This is a genomic window from Bartonella sp. AU16XJBT (assembly GCF_028618665.1).
In the GTDB taxonomy this organism is placed as follows: Bacteria; Pseudomonadota; Alphaproteobacteria; order Rhizobiales; family Rhizobiaceae; genus Bartonella.
This window is the reverse complement of record NZ_JAQITF010000002.1, coordinates 236,196-248,214: the sequence shown is the minus strand read 5'-3', so window position 1 is coordinate 248,214 and position 12,019 is coordinate 236,196. Positions and strand designations below refer to the sequence as shown.

Annotated in this window: 11 protein-coding genes and 1 tRNA gene; 8 read left to right on the top strand and 4 right to left on the bottom strand. The window is 39.0% G+C overall.

The features are described 5' to 3' along the window. Positions 1–59 precede the first annotated feature (59 nt). From PVV66_RS02230 to PVV66_RS02190, 8 genes are all read left to right on the top strand, one after another. On the top strand, positions 60–293 hold the full coding sequence (locus tag PVV66_RS02230; RefSeq protein WP_273718500.1) for a hypothetical protein: 234 nt from the start codon (positions 60–62) through the stop codon (positions 291–293). A gap of 21 nt (positions 294–314) precedes the next feature. Then, positions 315–3,656, top strand: a complete 3,342-nt coding sequence (locus tag PVV66_RS02225) for an alanine-zipper protein (protein WP_273718499.1) — start codon at positions 315–317, stop codon at positions 3,654–3,656. A 9-nt stretch (positions 3,657–3,665) separates the two neighbouring features. Next, positions 3,666–3,995, top strand: coding sequence for a hypothetical protein (locus tag PVV66_RS02220; protein ID WP_273718497.1), 330 nt, complete (start codon positions 3,666–3,668; stop codon positions 3,993–3,995). A gap of 63 nt (positions 3,996–4,058) precedes the next feature. Further along, positions 4,059–4,721: a lysozyme gene (locus PVV66_RS02215; protein ID WP_273718495.1), complete on the top strand. Its 663-nt coding sequence runs from the start codon at positions 4,059–4,061 to the stop codon at positions 4,719–4,721. Beyond that, the gene (locus PVV66_RS02210) at positions 4,718–4,945 is read left to right on the top strand and encodes a hypothetical protein (protein ID WP_273718493.1); all 228 of its coding nucleotides are present in this window, start codon (positions 4,718–4,720) and stop codon (positions 4,943–4,945) included. Before PVV66_RS02215 ends, PVV66_RS02210 begins: the two co-directional genes overlap by 4 nt. Before the next feature lie 116 nt (positions 4,946–5,061). Further along, a complete protein-coding gene (locus PVV66_RS02200) occupies positions 5,062–5,292 on the top strand; it encodes a hypothetical protein (protein ID WP_273718489.1) in 231 nt (76 codons plus the stop codon). A gap of 810 nt (positions 5,293–6,102) precedes the next feature. Beyond that, a complete protein-coding gene (locus tag PVV66_RS02195) occupies positions 6,103–7,290 on the top strand; it encodes an alpha/beta fold hydrolase (protein ID WP_273718487.1) in 1,188 nt (395 codons plus the stop codon). Positions 7,291–7,424: 134 nt separating this feature from the next. Then, complete coding sequence (locus tag PVV66_RS02190; protein ID WP_273718485.1) at positions 7,425–7,925, top strand: hypothetical protein; 501 nt, start codon at positions 7,425–7,427, stop codon at positions 7,923–7,925. A 472-nt stretch (positions 7,926–8,397) separates the two neighbouring features. On the opposite strand, the gene PVV66_RS02185 is transcribed toward PVV66_RS02190, so the two are convergent. From PVV66_RS02185 to PVV66_RS02170, 4 genes are all read right to left on the bottom strand, one after another. Beyond that, positions 8,398–8,473: transfer RNA gene (locus PVV66_RS02185), tRNA-Thr, on the bottom strand. Positions 8,474–8,679: 206 nt separating this feature from the next. Beyond that, positions 8,680–10,038, bottom strand: a complete 1,359-nt coding sequence (accC, locus tag PVV66_RS02180) for an acetyl-CoA carboxylase biotin carboxylase subunit (RefSeq protein ID WP_273718483.1) — start codon at positions 10,036–10,038, stop codon at positions 8,680–8,682. Between the two features lie 14 nt (positions 10,039–10,052). Beyond that, positions 10,053–10,553 (bottom strand): acetyl-CoA carboxylase biotin carboxyl carrier protein, encoded by a 501-nt coding sequence (accB, locus tag PVV66_RS02175; protein ID WP_273718481.1) that lies wholly within the window; start codon positions 10,551–10,553, stop codon positions 10,053–10,055. A gap of 262 nt (positions 10,554–10,815) precedes the next feature. After that, positions 10,816–11,688 (bottom strand): DsbA family protein, encoded by an 873-nt coding sequence (locus tag PVV66_RS02170; RefSeq protein WP_273718480.1) that lies wholly within the window; start codon positions 11,686–11,688, stop codon positions 10,816–10,818. Positions 11,689–12,019: the final 331 nt, after the last annotated feature.

Genomic DNA, 12,019 nt, shown 5'->3' with positions numbered 1-12,019 from the left:
TTGAAACGCGCCCGGTTAATGTGAGTGTGGTTTATGGGATCAAGACATGAGGAGTTGAAATGTCATTAAAACCGTTTGCAATATCAGAACTTAGCGACCCGTCTCAAGTACGGGTTGTTTTGTATTCAGGGGGAGGTTTTGTCCATGCGCCTCTTAATGGCGTTTTAGAGTTGATGAGAGGCATTTTGAAAACAGAGTTTGATGGCTCTCTGAAAGAGATGGAGAAGCGCTTAGACTCTTTAAGCGAAGATGTTGAAGATTTGAAAGAGTGTTCTTTGTATGAAGGACTTTAGAGGGAGTAAGGAGGACAGCAGATGAAGATACCTGATCATAGTCATGAGTATCTGATACCGGTAGCGACTGAAGAGGAAATCAGAGAAGGGCTTTCGCAAGATAGTGTTGTTGTTCCCAAGCTTTTAGGAACGGCCTCTTTATATTCGTATGAAACTTTTGCACCGCTAGAACAGGTTGTTAATGCAAGGCAAGAAGCGGAAAAAGCGATGGCGCGTGCCAATGGTGCGCAACAAGTTGCAGAAGAATCGAAGAAGGTATCGGAACAAGCGCTTAGCGAAGTGACGAAAACGGGTGAAGCGGTTACATCCGTGACGGCAACTGCGAATGTTGCAAAAGAGACAGCGGATAGCGCTAAAGGCTTAGCTGAAGAAGCCAAAAATGCCTCTGAAGCTGCAAAGCACATGGCGGAAGAGACCAAAGCAGCCGTAGATAGAGCCACAGGAGAAGTGAGTAATACAAAAGGTTTTTTAGCGACGACATTGGAAAGTTTTGCAGAGGTCAAGCAGGCGAGTGACAGCGCAGTGAATGTTTCGACAGAAGCCAAGAGGTTAGCCGATGAATCGAAATTGATTGCTGAACGTGCAGAACAAACAGCAAGAGAAGCTTCTCAAACAGCGACAGAGACGACCCAAGTAGCAGCGACGGCGGTAGCGACGTGTCACGAAGTTAAGACTGTAGCAACGCAAGCAAGTCTAAAGGCAGATGGAGCCAAACAGACAGCTGATGATGCCAAGGATATGGCGGAAGGGGCGAAAGGGTTATCGGAACGGGCGACGGATTCAGTTATAGAACTGACGAAAACAATATCCCAAGTAGAAAAGTCAGTAGAGACAGCCTTAACAAAGGTAAGAGAAGGCAAACAGACAGCAGATGCTGCGAAAGAGACAGCAGAACAAGCGAAGAGTGTTGCGGATGCAGCCAAGGGGCTTGCGGAAGAGGCAAAAGGTTTATCGCAAGGCGCTACAGCTTCAGTTACAGAATTGACAAAGACAGCACAGCAAGTTCAAACGAAATCTGATGAGGCGTTGAAGGATGCAAGGGAAGCGAAAGAGACAGCAGATAGAGCGTCGTTGAAATCAGAACAAGCTCAACAGGATGCGACAGAAGCGTCTCGATTAGCCAATGAAGCAAAAGGTTCTGCAGATCAATCAAAGCAAACTTTAGAAACAACGAACCAAGAACTTGATAATCTTAAGAATTCTTTAGGAACGGTTACAGCAACATCTAATTCTACGAAGAATACAGCGGCAGAAGCTCTTACCATTGCGTCACAGGCAAAAGATCTAGCAACACAAACCAATCAAACGCTAGGAGAAGTTAAGGGTTTAGCAGAAAGGGCATTGTCTACAGCCAAGGAAGCCAAGCAGACAGGTGATGATTTAAGCCAACAGATCTCAGAAGCGTTAACGAAGTCTGGAGAAGCGAAAACATTATCAGAAGAGGCAAAGGCTAAATCCGAAAGCGTAGAGGCAATAGCGAATGAATCGAAACAAACAGCCGAAGATGCGAAGACATCTGCGAGGAAAACAACAGTAGATCTTATTTCGATTAAGGCAAAGGCATTGATAGCAGAGACAGTTTCGCAAGAAGCTAAACAAGTTTCTGAAGCAGCCAAGAGCTTAGCAGAGGAAGCGAAAGCGGCAGTAGAGGCAGCAGCGCGTTCACGAGAGGCGGCAGGGCAGTTGAGTGCAGAAGCGTTGAAGGGTATAGCTACAGCAGCAAAGAGTAAAGCGGAAGCAGCAGAGAAGGTAGCAGAAGAAACGAAAGGAGCTTTGGATAGTCTAAAACAAGTAGCCAATAGTGCGAAGTCGACAGCCGAAGAGGCAAAGAAGGTAGCTGATGGTGCACAAAAGAAGGCATCACAGGTAGAGACAGTAGCGGGTGAAGCTGAAAAGATAGCGAAAGAAGCCAAACAGACAGCTGGTTATGCTAACTATGAGGCAGCACAAGCGCGCAGTGAGGTAGAAAAGGCAAAAAGTACAGCTCATGAAGGGTGGAGTAATGCCAATAAAGCTCAGGAAGTAGCAGGTGATGCTAAGACTATAGCAAGTTTAGCGCGTACGTACGCAGATGAAGCCAAGAAGATAGCGGAAAATTCAGGCAACACAGCTCATCAAGGGTGGAGTACAGCTAACAACGCGAAGGAAGTAGCCGATAATGCTAAGACTATAGCAAGTTTAGCACGGACATATGCAGACGAAGCCAAGAAAAAAGCCGAAGCAGCAGATTCAAAAGCTTATCAAGCCAAGAGCGAAGCTGATAAAGCCAAGGAAACCGCTGATAGAGCGAAAAGAACAGCAGAAGAAGCCAAAACAACAGCCGATACAACGAACAAAGAGCTTAGTGGTATCAAGAGTTCTCTGGAAACAGCGACAACAGCTCATACAGTAGCCACACAAGCAAAAAATCTCGCAGAAAAGATAAACACTTTTCTAAAACAGTCTCATTTAACGGTTTTATCAATTTTCACCCCCTTTCTTGTTGCGACGGGCAAAGCGCAATTAACCGTGAAAAAAGGAACCTATCTAACTTTGCCACGAACCCATGATATTTTGGTTGCAAGCTATACGGCAGATGCGAGAATAAGCATGCCGCCTCTTTCGGCGGGTAAGGATTATTATCTTTATTTGGTACCGGAGAGAGATTCTCATAAAATTGTTGTATCAGAAAACTCTACTTATCCTACAGGTTACACAGCGACGAATTGCCGTAAGATAGGAGGGTTTCATACGCTTTGTGCGGATGTTGGCACGATTTCTGGTCACCCCTTGTCTGGTTATCGAGCAGGGGATATTTTACCCAATTCTGTCTGGTGTTTGAATCACCGCCCTTATAGTTCACCAGAGGGAATGGTATACGATCCCTCTAAAGATCTTTGGGTAGATATTTATCTTCAATCAGGCACGGGTGAAAATACGAAATCAGTCTATCGTACCAATATAACAACAAACCGTAATTATATCAATCATGTAACAGATATGGCGCGTGTTAAAAAATCTTTACTGAGTGATGAGGCGTTTGCTTCAGCCATGTATGGAAGCAATGAAAAGACACATATTGTTGGCAAGAAAGAACCAACCTCTAAGGTTTCAGGTGGATATAAGGATACGGCAAATCGTCGTATGGTTTCTCATATAGGGTGTGAGGATGGTTGCGGTTATGTTTGGCAATTTTTATCGGGAACGTTTCCTATACCCATAAGTCAGACGCAAAATACGTTTGAAATGAGAGCATTGTTAGGGGGTGGTAGCTGGAGTAATACAACGGATAATGGGCGTTTTACTCGAGCCGCCATGATCGTCAATGGTGGAAATGAACAAGTTGCGGCGCGTGGATGTAGCCATACGCGTCATTTTGTTTAGGAGGGAGAGATGATAGATTATCCAGAACATTTAAATAGCAAGCAAGATTATCTGAATATGCTCGAATTTGATAAGGAAGAAACGGTCAAAAGGCTAGAGGTCCTTTTATCAACGCGTTTTTATTGGGTCTTTGTTAAAGAGCTACAAGAAGGAGAAGAAGGGCTAGAAGATGATAGGCATAGGGTTTGTGTGACAACAGAAATACCCTCTGATCTGAAAGGAAATTTTGTCGAAAAGCGTTGTCAGTATGAATTACAGGAAAGCGAATATGCGCCGCTTTTCCAACTTGGCTTTAGCGTTGAAGAAGTTGAACAATTGATCAAAGAGCATAGCCAATAGAGATTATAGAATAGATTTTAATCCAGCCCCACTTCTGTGGGGCTTTTTTTATGGAGGATTGAGATGAGAAAGATATCAAAGGAAGGATTAGAGCTTATCAAGCAATGGGAAGGCTTGCGTTTAGAGGCATATAGAGATGTGGCATGTATCTGGACCATTGGTTATGGGCACACCAGCAATGCTGGTCAACCGCTTGTCAAAAAAGGCATGCGTATCACAAAAGAGCAAGCAGAAGAAATTCTTCGTGAAGACTTAAAGCAATTCGAAAAGACAGTCGAGGAATCCGTGACGGTTTCGTTAACGGATAATCAATTCGCGGCATTGGTGTCGTTTTGTTATAACGTAGGCAGACAAGCCTTTTGCAAATCGAGCCTTTTGAAGAAACTTAATCAAGGGGATTATGAAGCCGTTCCAACAGAATTACAGAAGTGGAATAAAGTTGGTGGGAAGACTTTTGTGGGGCTAGCCAACCGTCGAGCCGCAGAAGCCGGCTTGTGGGCAAAAGGGTCTTATATTGCTTCAAACTATCAAAGGGCAGAAACGCGTAATGCAACTGGTCTTTTCAAGATAGAAGCACTCGCGCCGATTATAGGGTCTTGTTCTGGTTTTGGAGGATTTTTGGTAGGCAATGGACCGATTCAGTGGGCTTTAGCAGGGATTATGGTTTTAGCCGCTTGTACAGGTCTTGTGATTGTTGCCAAGCGTTTTAAGGAGCAGCGCTTATGATTTTTTGGTTCAAAAGAAATCTGTCTCTTCTGTTAGCGGCTTTAGCCGTTTTTTTAGTGGCTTTAGCGAAAGCCTTTCACCTTGGCAAGAAGAGTGAACGGCAAAAGCAAAAAGAGCATGCTTTAAAGACGGCAAGGACCCGTTTTGAGGTAGAAAATGAAGTTAATCAAAAAACTGATGCTGGTGTGCGTTCTGCTTTGTCTCGTTGGGTGCGGGGCAAATAGGACAGTTTCTTGTGTTGGGTGGTTGCCCATTTATTTAGACAAGCAAGATCTGAACGCGATCAGTCCCAATTTAGCAAGAGATATTTTGAAACATAATCAACAGGGAGCACGCTTATGTGGTTGGCAAAATGAGTAGAAAGAAAAGTAATGAGGAGCAAGAACTTACACAAACAGAACGACAGCTTCTTCACGAGATGATAGAAACCTATCAAGGCTTAAAGATGATGTCACGTATTGTGAAGTGGTTAGCCTTTATTGTCTTTATGTTTGTAATTGATTTTTCCCGTTTTGTGGACGCATTAGGGAATAGCTTCTCACATTTAAAAAAATGGATAGCTAAAAGTTAGAGAAAACCTATGTTTGATATACCACATAGAATTAGATTTTTAAAAACTCATAATGGAGATTCAAGCTTAGAACAAGACTGCCTCTTAACATCAACAATGAATCGTCAATGGCAAAAAATTTTTAATAATCTTCTCATAGTTAGCTATCATCATTAGAAAAAAAATAAAGTAAAAAATCCAGATATTAGTTTTCAGAAGCATGTGATTGATTTTTCTGATGATGACGCAATTGAACAACGTATTGCGTTGATTAATTATTATTTGTCTGATTTCTTCAAGGAGGATTTTGATGATTGCTATATTGCAAAACGCTATAGTTCCGGTAGTTTTAACGATTTTTATTTCGTGGCAAAAGTAAACGGTTTTAGTTTTCCACTTCATTTAGGAAACAAGAAATACCGTAAGGTTTTTCATTCTAAAATTATCCAAACCTCTCCTTAAAAAGAAGTTTTGATTCGCAATTGCAATGTATAAATGATGGTGCTATCTGATAACGTCGAAGATTCTATATATTAGGTGGTTTAAAAGGTGGTTTTGTTATTTAACGTTTTTATTAACTTATTGAAAAATATTGTTAAGTTATCATGAAATGGTACCTCTCGACCGCACCATTGGCTTAATTTCTCTGTAACGAGAAGGCGCTGTGCAGAGATGAGGTGATCTATGCAAATTATAGAAAAGTTTTTCCCATTATAGAAAAATTTTTCTTTTTGTGTTATTTTCTGGTGTTTTCTTCATAATGTTTCATTTTTTATTACTTTATCTGTGCATTTGAAACGTTATATTTTTTATAGGTGGGGTAGAGTTGCAGTGAGAAGTATCGTGTTTCTAAGGTATTTAACACTTCTTATTTGTATTTCTTTATTATCAGCGTGTAGCGATTCGCGTGCTGTTCTTTGGCATGGGGTGCATGCAACTCCTTCTATGACTGCAGTAGAAAGAGAAGTTGAGGGAAAACCGATTTCTCCAAAAGCCATCATTCCAGTGTATGTTGCGACAAGTCGTATGATGCAAAATAATTACGCTCAACCTTATGGCTCAGAGCGATCAAATAAAGTACATTATAATCGCGTTGACGTAGGAATTCCTCAGCAACATGTAAACGGGTTTGTTGAAATAAATGCGTATAAACCTACGCATGATAAGTATTTTGCAGCAGTCTCTTTGCAAAAATACGATAATAAAGAACAGTTTAAACAGCAATTAAATGCTGCTTTAGCAAAAAAACCAAAAGGAAAAAGAGAAATTTTTCTTTTTATCCATGGATATAATAATAATTTTGCAGATGGTACATTTCGTACGGCGCAGTTTACACACGATTATTCTTTAAATGTTGTCGCTGTGCATTATTCTTGGCCTTCTGCTGGATCAGTTCCTCTTTACATTTATGATCGTGACAGCGCTAATTTTGCCCGTGATGGATTGATAGAACTCTTAACACTTATTAGTGAAACCAATGCTGATCAGATTTCGGTTATTGCACATTCTATGGGCAATTTTGTTATAATGGAAGCATTTAGAACCTTAGCTCTACAGGGAAAATATAAGCCTATTCGTCGTATTACAAGTTTATTAATGGCTGCACCAGACATTGATATTGATGTATTTGAGCGCCAACTTAATGATATAAAAAAACTCCCACAGCCAACAGCGATTTTAGTATCCAGAGCGGATAAAGCTCTCGCTGTTTCAGGACGTCTTACGGGTGGACATCATCGTGTGGGTGATGGCTCAGATATTGAAATGTTGCGTAAAAATGGAATAGCTGTTCTTGATTTCTCTCATGTGGATGGGGGAGCACACAATGTCTTTGCGTCTTCGCCAACGTTAATGGCTCTTTCTCGCGAAGGTTCTTTGGCTTCAACAATTATGCAAGGTACGGAATTGTCACCTAGTCAAGCTCTTCTTGCAGATAGTAGTAGTGTGTTAGAAAAAACAACACATCTTATCCTTTATACGCCTTTACGTTTTCTTTCTCCACGGATTCCTCGTCGATAGCGAAAAGAGAGGAAAGGGGACTATCGAATAATGCATTGGAGGAATATTTTTTAGCACTTTCTTTAGAATGGCTTTGTAAAATAAAAAAGAAATAGTGGGATGAATGTAAAAAACAGTTATTAGGTGAGTTTGTGATGATTGCACGCAAAAGCTATGTCAATACGCCTACAATTGTTGATTATTTATCTCATTCCGCAATTAAGTTGTTAGAAATTCATGCTATGCTTGTGAAGGTGAGAAAAGGTGATATGGGGGAGAAACCAAATTTATTGCGTCAAATTGATTCTACAAAAAAACAATTAGATGAGATAAGCCATGCTCTTATTTTAGAATATCGTAAACGCCAAGAAAATGAGCGCTTTTTGAAACAAATTTTGCTATCCATTTCCGATCAACTTTTTTCACTTAATAATGGTTTTAAGGAAACTGGACGTCTTTTCTTTCAAGAAGTTAGAATACTTCAATCTCAGATGCAATGTTTATATGATGGGAAGGAGAAGCTGCATTTGTTGAATAGTGAAGAGTCTTTTTGTTCTCCATCAAAAATTGATGAAGTCATTAAACAGTTACAAAAAGCGCGAGAAAAGCTTATTGTTGAAAGCCCACATCTCTTTGAGAAAAAACTCGAAAGCTAAACAATAAAAGCTCTTTTAGTTGAGCAGATAGATAATTAATTTTATAGAGAACAATGCCGTTAGAAGGCTCTAATCTTTTTAAAGAAAAAATTCGCATTAATAAACGAGACTCGTATATTTAATAATCACACTCCTTATAGCATTAAAGCCTAAAAAACTTTGGTGATATCTTTGGTAAAGTTAAGGCTGGCGGATTTGGGAGCTTTATTGAAGGAGATGTTTCTTGAAAGAATTTTACAAAAAGACTTTCTGATTTGTGAATGAACGATTGGAAAATTTTGCCAATGCTACGAAGTTTTTAACATATTCATTAGAAATTTAATTCAATACTCTTCTTGATAGAAACTGGCTGTATTTAAAGCATTAACAAAGAAATATGATAGGAATACATGCTTTGTAAATCCACCTCTTCCTTCTCTTGCATTTAAAAACTCTCGAAAAACTAATAAGCTACACGCAATTTAAAAGATTATGGTGCCCCCAGAGAGACTCGAACTCCCGACCCCCTGATTACAAATCAGGTGCTCTACCAACTGAGCTATAAGGGCGTAACCACGTAGGAGTTAGCACAAACTCGTAAAAAGGAAAACAGAAAATTATCAATTTTTGTACATATTAAAAGAAAATTATATAACAAATAAAAAATAATTAGCTTATTTCTTTTTTTAACAATGTTTACAGCAACGTTGAAATTATCCTTATGCCGCTCTGATCTTATAGAATCTGATGATAATCTAATAATTTCGTTTTTGAATTAAGAATCTGAAGAAGTTGGTTTCTGAGAAAGATACTTCTCTAGCCAGTGAATATTATAGTTACCGTCTGCAACATCTTGATTATTAATGAGATCACGAAAGAGAGGCAATGTGGTTTTTATCCCATCAACGACAAATTCATCTAAAGCACGCCGTAAACGCATCATGCATTCCAAACGTGTACGCCCATGAACAATCAGCTTTCCAATCATGCTATCATAATAAGGAGGAATCCGATAACCTGAATAAGCACCTGAATCAACGCGAATTCCTAAACCTCCAGGTGTATGAAAATGTGTAATGGTTCCTGGTGATGGTGTAAAGGTAAGAGGATCTTCTGCATTAATACGGCATTCAATAGCGTGACCGGAAAAACAAACATCATCTTGTGTCACTGAAAGCTTGCAGCCTGATGCAATATGAATTTGTTCATGGACTAAATCTATACCTGTAATTTCTTCAGTTACAGGATGTTCGACTTGTAAACGCGTATTCATTTCAATGAAATAAAATTCACCATTTTCATAAAGAAATTCAACAGTACCAGCTCCACGGTATCCAAGTTCAGCACAAGCATTTGCAACAATACTGCCAATTTTTTTCCGTTCAGTTTCATTAAGTGCAGGTGATGTCGCTTCTTCCCATACTTTTTGATGCCGTCGTTGAATTGAACAATCGCGTTCACCTAAATGAATAGCATTTCCTGCACCATCACCTATGACTTGAATTTCAATATGACGGGGTTTTTCTAAATATTTTTCTATATAAACAGCATCATCACCGAAAGCTGCTTTCGCTTCTGAACGCGTTGTTTTAAGAGCTATAGAAAATTCTTGTTCAGAATGAACGACTCTCATACCACGCCCACCACCACCGGCAGAAGCTTTTATAATAACGGGATAACCAATTTCACGAGCAGTGCGTAAAGCATCTGATTCTTCACTAACAGCTCCATCTGAACCAGGAACAACAGGAATACCAAGCTTTTTGGCAGTTTTTTTTGCCTCAATTTTATCGCCCATGATTCGAATATGAGCAGCCGTTGGACCGATGAATGTAATATCATGGGCTTCTAGAACATCTGCAAACTTTGCATTTTCAGAAAGAAAGCCATAACCTGGATGAACTGCATCAGCTCCTGTAATTTCACAAGCAGCAATAATTTGCTGAATACTCAAATAAGAATCACGAGCGGGGGGAGGGCCAATACAGACACTTTCGTCAGCAAGACGAACATGCATTGCGTCTGCATCAGCAATAGAGTGAACAGCTACGGTTTTTATGCCAAGTTCTTTACAGGCACGTAAAACGCGAAGAGCAATTTCTCCCCGATTAGCAATGAGGATTTTTCGAATCATGGTTACCCCTCGCTTTATTCAACAATAATAAGTGATTCACCAAACTCAACAGGTTGGCCATCTTTGACAAGAACAGCGGTTACTTTGCCTGAGCGTGGTGATGAAATTTGATTCATTGTTTTCATGGCTTCAATGATCAGTAATGTTTCTCCTTCAGAAACATTTTGCCCTACTTCTACAAATGGTTGCGCACCTGGTGAAGGGGCAAGATAAGCTGTTCCAACCATTGGAGAGGTTATTGTATTTTTTGATTTATCTTCTTGGGGAGGTTGTATGGGAGATTCGGTTGTTGGAACTGGAGAAGATGTTACAGAAAAGCTAGGAGTAGCAACAGGTGAATAAATTGCTTGTTCGGAAGAAGTTGAGGTATTTTGGCGTGAAACGCAAATACGAAGCTCCCCTTGTTCAACTTCAATATTCGTTAAATTTGTATCATTCAAAATTTCAGCAAGATCGCGAATAATTTTCGTATCAATTGCGGTATATTTTGCCGAATCTATTTTTTTTGTTGCCATTTTATTTCTAACTCCTTGATCAATGAAGATCGTCATACGTCATATTATCTTAATTTATGACTGAATATCTCTAGATTAGGGATGATACCTTTTGAGGCTTTAAAGATATTTATTTCCTTTAAGTCATTACACTTTGCAATTTTAAACTCGTATCTGCTTTACGCAAAATTGCACTTATAAGCCTGTTGTCAAAAAAGAGAAAGCATAAAATCACTTCATTTACAGTATTCTTCCTAAAACGGATCAGGTATAGAACAGCTATTCACTGTATATTGTCTATTGCTTGTTTTAGAGTATCTTGTCCGGCTGCGCCAATGAGTATTTTATTACCGATAATGTAAGAAGGTGTTCCCGTAATATGAAGTTTAGAGGCAATTTGAATATTTTCTTTAAAGGTGTTTTGCAGGTCAGGATCTTTTATTGCATTACGGAGTTTTTTTTCATCTGCTCCTAATGAAATAGCTATTTTTATAGCTTTGGCTTCATTCACGCGCCCCTTATGCATTAAAAGTGCTTTGTGAAACTGTGGATATTTTTCTGAAAATTGTTTTCGAAATGCGTAGGCAACGCTATGGACCGCTATAGAATCAGGTCCTAAAATCGGCAAATCCTTGATAATAACCCGTAGATCTGGGTAATCTTTTATCAAGTTTTCTATATCTGAATAGGAACTTTTACAATGTTGACAGTTGTAATCAAAAAAATCAACAAGTACTTTTTTACCATTTGGATTGCCCAAAACAGCGTCATGAGGAGAATGAAAAATTTCCTTTTCTAATAAATGGATGACAGAAGTTTGTATTTGACTTTCGTATGCATTCTGTTTTTCTAGCTTGTCTTGAAGGATAAGCTGCATTTCAATCATAATTTCTGGATGAGTAAGAAGATACTCTCTCACAATTTGTTGAATATGATGAGAATCAATATGGGGTGTAACTTTTTCTTTAAGCTTAGATAAAAAGTTAGAATCCTCCAGAAGTTGTATTTTAAGATTTTCTAAGTTTAAATGATCTGCTGTTTTTGGGGCTGATGTTGCGTTTGATAAAGAAGGGGAAAAAATTAAAATACTCAACATAACAGGGGCTAAAATTTTTGAAACAAGCGTTATTTTTGAGTTTTGAAGTTGATGAATCATCTGTATCCCTTCGTATTTTCTATTGTGTCATTGAGTAAACTATATGAAAAGCGTTCTCTATGTGCAATAAAGCATTAGTTATATTGTGCATTCACGAATGAGCAAAAACATCAATTTTTCTCTAAAAAATTTTATATGATGCACATTTGCAAAGATTATGGTCTCTGAAGGATAAAAAATTTCTCTTTAATTTGTCAAATGTTGTTTTGATAAAAGGGTGTCAAAAAGCTTTTTATGCCTATTGATTGTGGAGAAAAGCAGGTTGATAATACGAAGCGCACTTGTATTGATTTTTTACTGTTACTTTATTGAGTCGTATGAAACAAATTTA